Below are 15,126 nucleotides of genomic sequence, written 5' to 3'. Positions count from 1 at the left end.
ATCTTTCACAAATCAACTGCTTATTAATGAGGAAATTTCCGGTCAGCCAGCCACTATATCTTAATATACCTTATTCTTATGGGAAATTCTAGATAAAAAATGTTTATCCTTGGAATCTCTACAATTTTTTCTCTAAAATTTTTGCAGAAAATAGACAAGAACAGATATATTCAATATGATCAGAACAGGGATACCGCATACAAAGGCCTTATGCTTGGTTTTGTGCCGGAAGAAACGCATGGCCAGATAGATCCCCGGAGCACCAAATATCAGTCCTGTAAGAAAGAAACGACGTTCAGGGACCCGCCGGCCTCCCCATTTAGCCTTATATTTATCCCACCCCATAACGGAAAAACCATAAATATTTACAAGGACAATGTATCCCCATATAAGCCAGATATATTCCATATCTGCAGCCTCCCTTGCTCAGTCAAAAACCATTTATGACCAAAATCATACCATGAATGAGACAGGAAAAAAATACGCAGAGAAATGCTTGGAAAGATATTAGGACTAAATAGGACAAAATATAAAGATTATAGGACAAAACATAAAGATTAATAGAAAAAATACTGAGAAGTTTGAAAAATCAGACAGAATACTTTATACTTTGTTTTGACAATTTGTATTTTTTTAGTTATACTAAGTATTGCTCGTTAATATTTGAGGGATTAGAAGACCTTCTCGACTGCCTCAGGCTCAGGGAAGATGTCGAATCAACTTCCAATGAGGCGGGTAATAAATCTAGGAGGTCATTTATGTATAATGACAAAACACTAAGTTGTAAAGACTGTGGCCGTGAATTCACTTTTTCTGCATCCGAGCAGGAATTCTACGCTGAAAAAGGATTCACGAACGAACCAGGCCGCTGCCCCGAATGCCGTTCAGCAAGAAAAGCACAGAGCAGAAATGGTGGCTATTCACGCCCTCAACGTGAAATGTTCCCTGCTGTTTGTTCTGCTTGTGGCAAAGAAACCACAGTACCTTTCCAACCTACTGGTGACAAACCTGTTTATTGCCGGGATTGCTACCAACCCCGCTCCAGAAACAACTGGTAATTTAATTGTTATCAGACCCTTCCGGGTATCTTACCCGGGGGGGTTTTTGTTTTGAGAGCCTATTTATTTTTTTATGATTAATTTTTCCACTTAACCCCCTTGACTACCAGATATAGTATCGGTAAACTTTATATAGCACTACTTGTAGTTTGCTAACCGGATTTACAGTCCGAATGAACTTTGGAGGTATAAACGTTGCGTAACAATACGGAAGTTTGGAAAAAGTGGCCCAAAGCCAATCTTTCGCCGAATGCCAGAGTTGTCCTGGAACGGAGATATTTGAAGCAGGAAAATGACCAAAAATGCGAGACGCCGGAAGCGATGTTTTACCGGGTTGCTTCGGTCATTGCCGGCGCTGAAGAAAAGTATGGTAAGAATCCGCAGGAAATTCAGCATTTGACCAAAGAATTTTACACCGTCATGGCTAATTTGGAGTTTATGCCGAATTCGCCGACACTGATGAACGCCGGGCGTGACCTTGGACAGTTAAGTGCCTGCTTTGTTTTGCCGGTCGGGGACAGTATGGAGGATATCTTTGATGCACTGAAACATGCAGCAATCATCCATAAGTCAGGCGGCGGAACAGGCTTTAACTTTTCCCGGCTGCGCCAGAAGAACAGCACAGTGCGTTCTACCGGAGGGGTTGCTTCCGGTCCTGTTTCGTTTATGAAAGTCTTTAATGCCGCTACGGAAGCTGTCAAGCAAGGAGGAACAAGACGCGGCGCCAACATGGGCATTCTTCGGATCGACCACCCGGATATTCTGGAATTTATCAGCTGCAAAGAAGATAACCGGGATATTAACAATTTCAATGTTTCGGTTGCTGTAACGGAATCATTTATGAAAGCTGTGGAAAATGACACGGAATATGACCTGATTGACCCTCACTCTGGAAAGTCGGCAGGCAAGCTCCCCGCCAAACAAGTCTTCGCTAAAATTGTTGACCACGCTTGGCGGAACGGTGAACCGGGCATGATCTTTATTGACCGGATGAACCGCGATAATCCGACGCCGCATATTGGCGTGATTGAGGCTACCAACCCCTGTGGCGAACAACCCTTACTCCCCAATGAAGCATGCAATCTTGGCTCCATTAATTTAAAGCTTATGGCGGCAGAAAAGGACGGAAAGACCGTAATTGACTGGGAGCGTTTGGGCTATGTCACAAGGCTCGCGACCCGTTTTCTCGATGATGTGATTGATGTCAACCAATATCCTCTTCCCGTAATCGAAGAAATGGTCAAAGGAAACCGGAAAATTGGCCTGGGTGTTATGGGTTTTGCAGATTTGATGATTCTTTTACAGACATCCTATATTTCCGAAGAAAGTACAGCCTTCGCCGAAAAGATTATGGAATTCATCCGTACCGAATCCCGTATAGAGTCCCAGCGACTGGCCATGGAACGCGGTACCTTTCCTAATTATCAGGGTTCCATTTATGACGGCAAGATCGAATTACGCAATGCTACACTGACTACGGTTGCCCCGACAGGGACGATATCGATGATCTGCGGTGCTTCCAGCGGCGTGGAGCCGCTCTTTGCCGTGGCCTATACTAAAACGGTCATGGACGGTACGGCGCTGATTGAGGTCAACCCGCTTTTTGAAGATTATGCGCATAAGTATGGCTTTTACTCAAAAGAGCTTATGGCCAAAATTGCCGAACGAGGTAACGTCTTCGGTTTGCCGGAAGTCCCGGAATGGGTGCAGAAGGTCTTTGTTACCGCGCAGGAGATCTCTCCTGAATGGCATATCCGAATTCAGGCTGCTTTTCAAAAATATACGGATAATGCGGTTTCCAAAACTATTAATTTTGCAAATACAGCTACCTGCGAAGATGTTGCCGAAGCGTTTCGCCTAGCCTTTGAGCTTGGCTGCAAAGGAATTACGGTCTATCGGGACGGCAGCCGTGAACAGCAGGTGCTGTCTGCCGGAACGAAAGAAACTGCAAATCCGGCGGCTGATTTCAAAGCCACAGCTGAACCTGAGACGACTGCAAAGCCCAAGACCACCGCTGAATCTGAAACAACCGCTTCTGCACCGATGCCTACCATCAAGCCGAGACCCCGCCCGCCGGTGACTGTCGGCGTCACTGAAAAGATTAAAATTGGTTGCGGTAATCTCTATGTTAGCGTAAACGCCGATGAAACCAGTATCTGTGAAGTGTTTACCAATACGGGAAGAGCCGGCGGCTGTTCTTCCCAATCGGAAGCAACCTCCCGCCTAGTCTCGATCGCGATGCGTTCGGGCATCTCTGTTGATGCTATCATAGAGCAGATCCGTGGAATCCGCTGCCCCGCCTGCATCCGAAGAGAAGGTGTCAATGTCACCTCGTGCCCGGATGCAATCTCGCGGGTAATCAAAAAGTATAAGGATATCGGTGTAAACGGCAATTCTGCGATTATCAATCGCAATAAAACAGAAGAACCTGTCCTTTCGGATGATTTGAAGAAAGCTGAAAAAGCCGTAATAAAAAAAGCTCAGGCCGCCGTCGCGATCGACAATGCCTGCCCTGAATGCGGAATGCCCGTGAATCACGAAGGCGGCTGCATGGTCTGCATCCACTGCGGCTATTCCAAATGCGGGTAAAATAACGACTTTTAAAAAATACGCAGTCATCATTTTCCAATGATGACTGCGTATTTTTTTCTAATAAATATCAAAAACTACAGGCAGCGAATAATTCTTGGTGAGGTGAATCACGCGATGGCGAAAGACAGACGCAAAGTCAAAGAAGTATTGACAACCAATAACTCGCTTGCTTGGGGTCACCTGAACAACACTCATCCGATGCCGGCAGGCTCGATTGCTTTTGCCAGTCCGCAGGCGATTGGCCGGATGGCTGAAGATAGAAGACAGCACCCGGATAAAGCGTAGCGGAGGAATAGAAAAGTGGCCAGTAATAAAAAGAAGGAAACTTTTATGGCGAACCCTGTTGAGAAACATACTACCGCTGCCTGGGACAGCCGCTTTGAAACAAAGAAGCCTGTATCAAATGTAGGCATTCCCGGAGAACTTGAAGTTCGCAATGCCAAAGAATATGTGGATTCCAACGAAAAATAATCTGTACGAGAATTTGTTCGTGTTGACAGGTATTACGGTATTAATCTTTGCAGTGAATCTGATGTTTAGCATCAGGTAACAAAAAGAGGGGTGTTGCAACTAGAAAAAGTAATTTTGCAACACCCTTCTTCTTTTATTCCTTGGCCAGCCTGCGGTAGCTCTCATAACGTTCAGCAGCATGTTGTTCCGCCAAGCTAAACATGTCTTCGGCAATCTCAGGGAAAACGTTTTTCAAAGAAGCATAACGGATCTCGCTTTCCAGGAATTCTTTAAAGTTTCCTTTGGGTTCTTTGGAATCGAGGATAAACGGATTTTTACCCTGCTGCTTAAGATCCGGATTGTACCTGTAAAGATGCCAGTATCCTGCCTCTACTGCTTTTTTTTGCTGGGCCAGGCTCATCCCCATCCCGTTTCTAAGGCCATGGTTGAAGCAGGTGGAATAGGCAATGATCAGGGACGGTCCGTGATATCTTTCAGCCTCTGTAATCGCCTTGATCGTCTGAATCATATTCGCGCCCATTGCAATCTGAGCGACGTAAACATAGCCATAGGACATCGCCATCATGCCAAGATCCTTTTTCCGGATCTTTTTGCCTGCGGCGGCAAACTTGGCAATCGCGGCCGTCGGGGTCGCTTTGGAGGACTGCCCGCCTGTATTGGAATAGACCTCCGTATCCATAACCAACAGATTTACATCGTCCCCACTGGCCAGGACATGATCAACACCGTTATAGCCGATATCATACGCCCAGCCGTCCCCGCCGATTGCCCATACCGAGCGTTTGACGAGATAGTCCTTTCTCTTCAATATTTCACTGATGACCGGATGACTCGGTGTAGCATTGCTGTTCAATGCCTGAAGCACTTTGACGGAGACAGCCAGCGACCTTTCTCCGTCATGGTACGCATCGAGCCATTCTCTGAAAGCAGTCTTGATTTCTTCGGACAGTTCCATTATCAGGGCTTCCTGCATCAGGGTGGAAATTCTTTCTCTGATCTGCAAAGCGCCGAGGTACATGCCGTATCCGTACTCCGCGTTATTTTCAAAAAGTGAATTGGCCCAAGCCGGTCCTCTGCCCTCGGCATTGGTCGTATATGGAATGGAAGGGTAACTTCCTCCCCAGATCGAGGAACAGCCTGTCGCATTCGCAATCATCATACGTTCACCGAAGAGCTGAGTCAGCAGTTTGACATATGACGTTTCCCCGCAGCCCGGGCAGGCACCGTTAAACTCCAGAAGAGGACGGATAAACTGGCTTCCTTTTAAGGTATTGCGGTCCATACGGTCTTCCTTGGTCCGAATGGATAACGCATATTCCCAGTTTTCCGCTTCCATTTCGATTTCGTGTTCGGCTGGTTTCATGATTAATGCTTTTCCCGGAGCAGGACAAATGTCGGCACAGTTCATACAGCCTGTACAGTCCAGAGGGGCAATCTGTATACGGTAATGCAGACCCTCCAGTCCTTTTCCGGCAGCTTCCTTCGTTATAAACGTCTCCGGTGCCTGGGCTTTTTCCTGATCATCCAATAAAAAGGGTCTGACCGTCGCATGCGGACAAATATAGGCGCACTGATTGCACTGAATACATTTGTCTATCTGCCATTCTGGAATTTGGACTGCAATACCGCGCTTTTCATAGGCTGTTGTCCCGAGAGGCGTGCTCCCGTCCTCCATCCCCAAAAAGGTACTGACAGGAAGCTCATCTCCCTCAGAGCGCGCAATTGGCCTCTGAATTTTCTTGATAAATTCGGGTTCTTCTTTGAGCTCCGTTTTTTGATCCTGGGCACTCTCCCAGGAAGCAGGCGCCTCAATACGGATAACCCGGCTGATGCCTTGATCTACGGCGGCTTTGTTCATTTCAACGATCTTCTGCCCTTTCCGGCCGTAGGTTTTTTCGATCGAATTTTTCAGATACCGGACGGCATCTTCAATCGGTATGACATTCGCCAGCTTAAAGAATACGGCCTGCATCACCATATTGATCCGTCCACCCAGGCCAATCTGCGAAGCAATATCAATTGCGTCTATGACATAGAAATGGATGTTGTTTTGAAAGATCGTTTTCTTCAGGTATGCCGGAAGATGCTCTTCAAGTTCATGAAGGCTCTTCCACGGGCAATTCAAAACAAAAGTGCCATTTTTTTTGATTCCTTTCAGGAGATCATAATGGTAAATGAACGATTGATTATGGCAGGCAATGTAATCTGCGCTGAAGACCAAATAGCGGGACTTAATTGGACTTCTGCCGAATCTGAGGTGGGAAACCGTTGTCCCTCCTGATTTTTTGCTGTCATAGGAAAAATAGGCCTGGACATAAAGGTCAGTATTGTCCCCGATAATCTTTACGGCTGATTTGTTTGCTCCGACAGTCCCGTCGGAACCCAGCCCCAAAAACTTGCAGCTAATAGTCCCTTCCGGAGTCGCATCCATCCATTCACCCTCCGGCAAAGAAGTATCGGAGACATCATCCGCAATCCCAATTGTAAAATGATTCTTTGGTTTGTCCTGTTTCAGGTTTTGATATACCGCCAGAATCTGAGACGGCGTTGTATCTTTGGACCCCAGTCCGTACCTTCCCCCCACGATAATCGGCTGATGGGCTGCTTGTTTTGAATTCCTATCCGAGGTGTGCCTGAATAATTCCAGAATATCAAGGTAAAGTGGTTCGCCTAAAGCTCCCGGCTCCTTGGTACGGTCCAAAACTGCAATTTTTTTAACGGAAGCGGGCAGCACATCAAAGAAATATTTTGCCGAGAATGGCCTGTAAAGATGAACAATCACCATCCCGACCTTTTCGCCTCTCTTCTGAAGAACATCAATTGTCTCTTCAACGGTGTCGCAGACTGACCCCATCGTCACAATGATGTTCTCGGCATCAGGTACTCCGTAATAATTAAACGGGTGATAGGCCCGTCCCGAAATTCTTTCTATTTCCCGCAGGTAGCCTTCCACGATATCCGGAACCTTTTCATAAAACGGATTGGAAACTTCTCTGAACTGAAAATAGACATCCGGATTCTGCGTAGATCCTTTTACCACAGGATGTTCAGGATTTAAGGAATGATCTCTGAAATTCTGGAGTGCCTGATCGTCTACAATTTCCCGGATCTCCCCCTGTTCGATCAAGTTAATTTTTTGATATTCATGCGAAGTACGAAATCCGTCAAAAAAATGCAGAAACGGGATTCTGGATTGGATGGCGCTCAGATGAGCAACATATCCAAAATCATGTGCTTCCTGGACATTGGTTGATGCCAACAGCGCAAAACCCGTCTGCCGACAGGCCATGACATCCTGATGATCACCAAAGATGGACAGTGCATGGGTCGCCAACGCTCTCGCGCTGACATGAAATACGGCCGGCAATAGTTCCCCGGCAAGCTTGTACATATTCGGTATCATCAGCAGCAGACCCTGAGAAGCGGTGTAAGTCGTTGTCAGCGCTCCTGAAGCGAGCGATCCGTGAAGGGCTCCCGCAGCACCTGCCTCGGATTCCATTTCCACCACTTTTACAGGCTGACCGAAAATATTCTTTTTACCGTGCGCCGACCATTCATCAACACCTTCGGCCATCGGAGATGACGGAGTGATCGGAAAGATGGTGGCAACCTCAGTCAGGGCATAGGACGCCAGTGCTGCAGCTTCATTGCCATCCATCGTGGCCATTTTCATTGGCATCAAAAAACCTCCTTTTAGCTTAAGCTTGATCCATATTTGTGATCTGTTATTAAATTGATGATCCAGTACCTCGTCAACTCGGTACTAAGCTTTATGATCTATATTATTGATACTTTCCAGCGAAAAATGCACAGAAGTGCAAACCAGTCAAATTTGCAAAAAATTACAAAAAAAACACTGCCAATAGTGCGTTACTATTAGCAGTATCTCAAAGGCTTATAGTTAATCTCATTTTTGATCTTTCATCAGACATTACTGAGAATGTCTAATCCAGAAAATCCTCTAAATCTTCAATCGTCGCTTTCAGCGCCGTAATCCTTTGTTCCTGTACCATAATAATATTATGCAGCGTTATTTTGGCCTGAGCAATATCCAGTTCTTTTTTTGTCTTTCTGAGATCAACGACTTGCTGCTGAACGTCGCCCAACTGGCCTTCTATCTCAGTTTTATCTTCCTTGAGCGTCTGCAAAAAGTTCTTCAGCGGAGCAAGCAGGGCTTCCATCTGTTCATCGGTCAGATTCTCATTCTGTTGTCTAAGATCATTAATCTTGGCAACTGCATTATTGCGAAGCTGAATCAATTGATTGCGCAAATGAATCATCTCTGTTTTATTGGCACGGATTTCATCAAATAAGGGCTTGAGTTCCTTCTGCCATTGCTGGACAGTAATACTCTTAGCTTCAGTATTCATCTGCTTGTTGCTTTCGGAATTCTGTTTACTTGATGTGCCATCCGTTGTTTTGTCTGTCTTGGCAAAAACCAGCGCACTGTTAAGGATTAAGCAAACACTCATAACAGCCAGCAGCACAACTTTTATTCTTTTCATATTGCTTCCTCCCCACAATGTTATTTCAGATCATTTTCTTCAATATCATCCATCGCATTCACAGTGTTGATGATTTCATCAAGCTCTCTGGAAATCTCGTCCAATACAGCTTCTTTTTCTTCATCTGCCGACCGTGTGCCTGATTTTGCGACCACCGAAATTTCTTGATTATCGGACTCTTTGTTTTCTATCCCGTCTGTTTCCGTTCCGTTAATTCCCGCTCCATCGATTCCTGCTCCATCACTTTGCACCTGATCGTCTTTGTTCGCGGATTGCTGGTCTTCAGTCTGAACACCGTTTCGCGGCACTTCGGAATTCTTCGATTGATCCGTTTGGCCCGAGCAGCCGCTCAGCGTGACAAAAAAGGAAAGAATTAGGAATGTCGTTAAGAACACTCTACCTTTCATCACTACCCTCCTGGTACTTCAGGCAGGCAGACCATCGGTCTACAGCCTTATTTTAAAGAAAAAATATCAAAGCAAAACAGATGAGTTGTAAATAATACGTAAAATTATAACCGTACTTTTTAAAATTCTAGGTATTAGCCAGGGAAAAAAATCACAATCTCCGTTCCCTGCCCATAGGTGCTGGAAGCGCTAATTCTGCCGCCGTGCTGCTCAACCAGCATCTTGGTGATGTTAAGACCAAGACCGGTTCCGCCTTCCACCTCCTGCCGGGATTTATCTGCCCGGTAGAATTTCTCAAAAATAAATGGCAGATCCTGTGGTGCGATTCCCTTCCCGTTATCCTGAACACTCAATTTGATCCCGCCGTCTTCCGGCGTTACAGTCAGTTTGATTTTTCCGTTCTTTCCGGTATATTTCAGCGCATTATCCAGGATATTGATCAGGATCTGTTTAAAACGATGCTGATCCGCGTATAATTCCAGTCCGTCCGGACAATCCATCATCAGCTCTATGTTTTTAGGATTTTCCCTCATCCCTGTGCTTTCCAGAATCTCCTCCAGGGTATTCCCGACCAGGAGATACTTCCTGGCGAGTGTAATCTCCCCTGACTGAATTTTCGCTGATTCCAGGATTTCACCTGTCAGCCCCATTAAACGGTTTGTTTCTGTTTTAATAATATTCAAATACTTTGGATAGTCCTGAGGTTTTACCAATCCATCCAGCATTCCCTGGACAAAACCGTTGATCGATGTCAGCGGAGTTCTCAGATCGTGAGACACACTTGCCATAAAATCACGCCGCATCTTTTCGGCCGCACTGATTTGGTTTTTCATATTATTGAAGGCTTTTGCCATCTTTTCCAGCTCATCACCTGAATGAACTGCCAAATCATTGATCTGCTCTCCGGCGGCCAGCTGTATCGCTCCCTCTTCCATGATTTTCAACGGTCTGGTAATTTTAAGGGCTGCCAGATAAATCATGATACCGCTTAAGATAACTGCCGCCAGCGCAGAACACCATATGATCATATTGATCTTTTGAATATAAGCGTAGATTTCGTCAAGCGGAGCAAAAAACAAAATAGCTCCTTCAATCATATTACCCTGGCCGTAGGGGACCCCTAAAAAGGCTACATCTGCGGCAAACCTGTCCGAGTATTGCTTTTTCCGGGAAACTTCCTTGCCCTGCAGGATGCTTTTTAAATCTTCAAACAGGTACGCATCCAGCAGTTCCTTATCCAGTACCAGATTCTTATTCGCAAGAACCTCCGCATTCAGCCGGATTGCATAAATCCGTGAACCCGTCATCGAACCCAGGATATCCAGCGAATCATTTAGTTCCGAATAGGTTATTTCGGCCTGTTCATACTTCCCGAGCAGCAGAACCGTTTCGGCTGCCGCGGCACGCATTTCTTGCTGCTTTTCCCCGAATACATAGTTGTTAAACGCATAGGAGAGAAGAACGGCAATGACAGCCATCACCGCAATGATCAAGATCAGATAGGTAAAAAACAGTTTTGAGAAAATTGTTTTCTTAACCATCAATCTCCAGCTTGTATCCTACTCCCCAGACGGTACTGATCCGGCAGTTAGAACAAACACCCTCCAGTTTTTCTCTCAGTTTGTTGATATGAACATCAACAGTCCGGGTATCTCCTTCATATGAGTAGCCCCATACTTTTTCCAGCAGCTGATCTCTGGTAAAAACCATATTTCTGTTCTTGAGAAGGAAATACAGCAGCTGGATCTCTTTCGGCTTCAGTTCTATTTTTTCGCCTTCCAGTCTGGCCTCGTAACGGTTCATATCCACCTGGATATTTCCGATATTCAGAACATTGGTTTCGGCTTGTTGATCTGCTCTATCCTTCGTTTCATTTCCTTGAACGTTTTTTAGTCTGGCTTTGACCCTGGCCACTAGTTCTCTCGGTTCAAAAGGCTTCACAATATAATCATCGACACCAAGTTCAAACCCCTGGATCTTATCTTCCATCAAATCACAGGCAGTCAGCATAATGATCGGAACAGAGCTGATCTGCCTGATCATTTTACAGACTTCCCACCCGTTAATGACCGGCAGCATGATATCGAGAATCACTAAATCTGTTTTTTCTGTTCGCAGGACATCGAGCGCACTGCTTCCATCATGAACCATATAAAGCTGGTATCCCTCATTCAAAAGATAAAGTTCCAACAGCTGGCAGATATTGTGATCATCATCAACGACAAGTATGCTTGTCATCCATCGTTCACCCCCACACTTCGGAAAGGAAAAATAAATTGCCAATAGACCAGACAACTATACCTGATGCTATTATATCAGTTTTTTTCCAATTCTGTCATGGTTTTTCAAATGAAAAGAGGATGCCGAATAACATCCTCTCTGGTCAGTCTTTATTTAAAATCAAAGTGAAAAAATAATCGCAATTCTTCTATTCAACAGCAACTTCGAATTCGTCTTTCGCAGCCCCACACAAAGGACAAACCCAGTCATCGGGTAAATCTTCAAAAGCCGTACCGGGAGCAATCCTAGCATCCGGATCTCCTTCAGCCGGATCATAAACATAACCGCATACTGTACATTCGTACTTTTGCATTTAAAGCGCCTCCTTTGTCAATTTTTTTCATTATAACCGGAGGTTTTCTTGAAAACAAGGGGCTTTCAACTAAAATGTTTACTGAATTTTCGCGGTTATTCCTGCACTCTCTTAGCTGCGCGGCAGTCCATAAATCCTGAACGATTTGCGAATACTCTTTATCCAGCTTGTAAAACAGCAGCACTACAATCAGGAAATAGATGCATACCGGGCATACTTAATACTCCAGGATATTCCTAATTCTTTCAAATCTTTTCAGTTCCTGTTGGGTTTTGGAAAGATGGGCATTCATCAGCCGGTTAGCTGATTCGTTATCCTTATTCTCCACAGCCTGAAATATCTCCAGATGTTCCTGATAAAGCATCTGTCTGTTTTCAAAATAATAGGTCCGCACCCACTGCTGATACGTCGATCGCAAAACCTGACCGGATATATCCAGAGCGGTATTAACCATTCGTTCCAGAAGCGGGTTTTTGCACATCCCGGCTAAAGCAAGATGAAAAGAGACATCATCCTTCTGGACATTTTTGCCTTCCGGCAGATCCTGTTTCATCTTTTCAAACAGCTTGTGCATGGTGGCAATATCGTCGTTATCCCTGTTTCGGGCAACAAGATCAACGGCTTGGGTCTCCAGAGCAATACAGACATCAATAATTTTTTCGAAATCATTTTCCAGCAAAAAAATAAAACTTAGAGGTTCAATCACTGCATTGGATGGAGAACGTTTGACGAAAATCCCCTCTCCCTGCCGGATATCGAGAATCCCCGTCAGGCTCAGCGCTGATAATGCCTCCCTGACCGAAGTTCTGCTTACTTCAAACTTTTCGGCAAGAATACTTTCTGTCGGTAGCTTATCACCCGGATTCAGCTGACCCTGAATCATAAAGTTTTTGATCTGCTCAAGAATAATCTCTGTAGTTCTCCTGCTCTTGATCGGCTTGATATCCATGCCCATACTCCCTTACAGGTATCCGACAAAATATAGTTATACGATTGTATTATAACATATGACTTCAAAATATGGGAAAGTGGATAATATTCGGTATCTTAAGCCAGACTATGGAAAAAAAGAATCATGAGGTGGTTGTATGTCATTATCTCCCCATCCAACGTATAAAAGAATTCTTGTTGTAGTGATGACCCTCATGCTGTGTGCATCCTCCTTGAGCAATGCTGCCTTGGGAGACCGCAATCTTTCACGCGGATCCCGCGGGCCGGAGGTAGCGGAACTCCAAAAAAGGCTGTCTATGCTGGGATATGTGATCGGTTCAATTGACGGAATCTATGGACGCCAAACCGAGGCCAGGGTCCGTTTATTTCAAAAAGAACACGGACTAGGCGCAGATGGTATAGCCGGAACCAGAACCATACGCGAGCTCAAACGCTTGACCGGGGAAAGTGTGACAGTAGGCGGCACAGCGATTGGATATAAGAATTCGGATATTAATCTTTTAGCCCGACTGGTCAGTGCCGAAGCTAAAGGAGAACCCTATCGCGGGCAAATTGCCGTTGCCTCCGTTGTGTTAAACCGTGTCCAAAGTTCCTCATTTCCAAATACGATTCCGGATGTTATTTACCAACCTGGTGCTTTTTCTCCAGTGGCAGACGGGTCCATTTGGAATGAGCCTGTTCCTTCGGCCTATAACGCAGTATATGAAGCGTTACACGGAACAGACCCTGCCTACGGAGCATTATTCTTTTTTAACCCTGCCAAAACAAGCAACAATTATATCTGGTCACGACCTCAAATTATTCAAATTGGCAAACACATCTTTTGTCGTTAGGAGGAAAAATATGAAGAAAAGATTTTGGCCGTGGGCTTTAGCTGCGGGACTCGCGCTCTCTCTGATCTGGGGGGTGAATCAATTTCAAAGAGCTGAAAGTTTGGACCTCGCCGCCGAGAACCAATATCAAAGATCTTTTGCCGACCTGGTGACTCACCTTGACGGTTTAGAAACTACTCTGGCCAAAAGCAGGGCTGCAGGGACCCCGACCCAGCAGGTATTGTATTTAAGCCAATCCTGGCAGCAGAGTGAAACGGCCGTGAAGGATCTCTCTCTGCTGCCGTCAGATGAATACGGGTTAAATTATGTCGATCAGTTTCTGAATCAAATCGGCGAATATGCCCATCTGATGACGCAGCAGATTGCCAAAGGGGAGCAGATGAATGCTTCCCAGGAAAAAACGCTGACCAATATGCAGGAAAGGCTTATTTCTGTTAACCGGACCGTTCAAGAACTCAATGTCAGTCTTAGTACAGAAAATATTTCCTGGCTCAGTAAAAATAAGCGGAGTGCTTCAACTAATTTTTCCAATGCTGCTCCTGCTTCAGCCATTGGAGAAGAAGGTGCTGCTACAGTCCCTGACTCAGTCAGCTCTGGGCTTGAGCAGCTTGATGCCAGCCTGCAGAAATATCCCCCATATTCTTATGAGGGTCAGGCGGATACGCATTTTGTATCGGAACCGCTTGGCCTTCCTGAAAAGACCGTAACAGAGGAGGAAGCAAAAACTGCAGCCACTGATTTTTTGCAGACCCTTGGCTATACGAACGTTGATCCGCAGTCTTCCGGCATCTCCAACGGTACTTTCAGCGTTTATGTTTTTAAATTTAGCAGCACCACGGTCGACGTAGCTAAAAAAGGCGGTGTAATCACGTACTTCCGGGATGAAAGAGCGCTTGGTCTGCAGCGATTTGATGCAGACAATACAGCATCTCGGGCCTTGAAAACTTTACAAAATCTTGGATGGAAGAATCTTGTTCAGACTTCAGTCAATGATTTTGGCGGAACGATACAGCTGGACGCAGTCGTTGAAGAACAAGGCATTCGAATCTATCCTGATAAAATCCGGCTGATTGTTGCCAAAGACAACGGCAGAATAACAGGTTATGATGCAACATCGTACTGGCTGTTTCACCATAAACGCACGCTTCTGCCTGAAATCACGATGGATCAGGCCAAATCTCGTCTCCGTTCTGACGTCTCCATCCAGGAGTACAGGCTGGTCGTCATATCCCTTCCCGGCTGGCCTGAAGCATTCTGTTATGAATTCCGGGTAAAAAAAGGCGGGGAGGAATTCATGATCTATATCAATGCGGTCAGTGGGTACGAGGAAAAAATCCAGCGGATTATCCAAACTCCACGAGGAGAATATCTGGAGTAAGGTAAAATTGGTATAAAAATGATGATAAATTTTCCCAATAAAGAGCTTAACCAGCCGGTAAATTACTGGAAATACACCGCCAAAAAGGTTATAATTCTTGTATTAAAATATCCACAAAAATCCTGACAAAAATGAAAGATACGATACAGGATAATTGATTCAGAGGTGTGTGGGGCATGTATGAAAAATGGCTGAAGCCATTGAGCAGCTGTGCGCTGTTTGACGGGATCGAACCCAGCGAAATTCTAGGTATTCTTCATTGTATGGATATAAAGATCTATGATTATAAAAAGAATGAATGCCTGACCTTAGCTGGTGAAACGCTCTCCAAAATCGGT

General features: G+C 45.2%; 14 protein-coding genes. 6 read left to right on the top strand and 8 right to left on the bottom strand.

Annotated elements, in window-relative coordinates:
• Positions 1-132 precede the first annotated feature (132 nt).
• Entirely contained in the window at positions 133-408 is a 276-nt protein-coding gene (locus tag NC238_14585) for a DUF1294 domain-containing protein (GenBank protein MCM1567134.1), read from the bottom strand.
• Between the two features lie 350 nt (positions 409-758).
• Here NC238_14585 and NC238_14580 point away from each other — a divergent pair, with 350 nt between their 5' ends.
• From NC238_14580 to NC238_14565, 4 genes are all read left to right on the top strand, one after another.
• Positions 759-1,058: a zinc-ribbon domain containing protein gene (locus NC238_14580; protein ID MCM1567133.1), complete on the top strand. Its 300-nt coding sequence runs from the start codon at positions 759-761 to the stop codon at positions 1,056-1,058.
• Between the two features lie 195 nt (positions 1,059-1,253).
• Positions 1,254-3,647 carry a vitamin B12-dependent ribonucleotide reductase gene (locus NC238_14575; GenBank protein ID MCM1567132.1) on the top strand — a complete coding sequence of 798 codons (2,394 nt, stop codon included), beginning with the start codon at positions 1,254-1,256 and terminating at the stop codon, positions 3,645-3,647.
• Between the two features lie 117 nt (positions 3,648-3,764).
• Positions 3,765-3,935: a hypothetical protein gene (locus NC238_14570; protein MCM1567131.1), complete on the top strand. Its 171-nt coding sequence runs from the start codon at positions 3,765-3,767 to the stop codon at positions 3,933-3,935.
• Positions 3,936-3,950: 15 nt separating this feature from the next.
• Complete coding sequence (locus NC238_14565; GenBank protein MCM1567130.1) at positions 3,951-4,121, top strand: DUF3787 domain-containing protein; 171 nt, start codon at positions 3,951-3,953, stop codon at positions 4,119-4,121.
• A 133-nt stretch (positions 4,122-4,254) separates the two neighbouring features.
• Here NC238_14565 and nifJ read toward each other — a convergent pair whose 3' ends face one another.
• The 7 genes from nifJ to NC238_14530 all read right to left on the bottom strand — a co-directional run bounded on the left by nifJ (position 4,255) and on the right by NC238_14530 (position 12,575).
• Positions 4,255-7,800: a pyruvate:ferredoxin (flavodoxin) oxidoreductase gene (nifJ, locus tag NC238_14560; protein MCM1567129.1), complete on the bottom strand. Its 3,546-nt coding sequence runs from the start codon at positions 7,798-7,800 to the stop codon at positions 4,255-4,257.
• Positions 7,801-8,065: 265 nt separating this feature from the next.
• The gene (locus NC238_14555; GenBank protein MCM1567128.1) at positions 8,066-8,626 is read right to left on the bottom strand and encodes a hypothetical protein; all 561 of its coding nucleotides are present in this window, start codon (positions 8,624-8,626) and stop codon (positions 8,066-8,068) included.
• Positions 8,627-8,646: 20 nt separating this feature from the next.
• Positions 8,647-9,033 (bottom strand): hypothetical protein, encoded by a 387-nt coding sequence (locus NC238_14550; protein MCM1567127.1) that lies wholly within the window; start codon positions 9,031-9,033, stop codon positions 8,647-8,649.
• Between the two features lie 134 nt (positions 9,034-9,167).
• On the bottom strand, positions 9,168-10,574 hold the full coding sequence (locus NC238_14545) for a HAMP domain-containing histidine kinase (GenBank protein ID MCM1567126.1): 1,407 nt from the start codon (positions 10,572-10,574) through the stop codon (positions 9,168-9,170).
• On the bottom strand, positions 10,567-11,271 hold the full coding sequence (locus NC238_14540; GenBank protein ID MCM1567125.1) for a response regulator transcription factor: 705 nt from the start codon (positions 11,269-11,271) through the stop codon (positions 10,567-10,569). Before NC238_14540 ends, NC238_14545 begins: the two co-directional genes overlap by 8 nt.
• Before the next feature lie 190 nt (positions 11,272-11,461).
• A complete protein-coding gene (locus NC238_14535) occupies positions 11,462-11,626 on the bottom strand; it encodes a rubredoxin (GenBank protein ID MCM1567124.1) in 165 nt (54 codons plus the stop codon).
• A 217-nt stretch (positions 11,627-11,843) separates the two neighbouring features.
• Positions 11,844-12,575, bottom strand: coding sequence for a FadR family transcriptional regulator (locus NC238_14530; GenBank protein MCM1567123.1), 732 nt, complete (start codon positions 12,573-12,575; stop codon positions 11,844-11,846).
• Positions 12,576-12,714: 139 nt separating this feature from the next.
• Between NC238_14530 and sleB the strand changes: the two genes are divergently transcribed.
• Both sleB and NC238_14520 read left to right on the top strand, forming a co-directional pair.
• Entirely contained in the window at positions 12,715-13,410 is a 696-nt protein-coding gene (sleB, locus tag NC238_14525) for a spore cortex-lytic enzyme (protein MCM1567122.1), read from the top strand.
• A gap of 10 nt (positions 13,411-13,420) precedes the next feature.
• Entirely contained in the window at positions 13,421-14,788 is a 1,368-nt protein-coding gene (locus tag NC238_14520) for a germination protein YpeB (protein ID MCM1567121.1), read from the top strand.
• Positions 14,789-15,126: the final 338 nt, after the last annotated feature.

Origin of the sequence: Dehalobacter sp. (genome assembly GCA_023667845.1) — a bacterium.
GTDB lineage: Bacteria > Bacillota > Desulfitobacteriia > Desulfitobacteriales > Syntrophobotulaceae > Dehalobacter.
The sequence above is the reverse complement of the archived record's forward strand: the minus strand, read 5'-3'. Positions and strand labels throughout refer to the sequence as shown.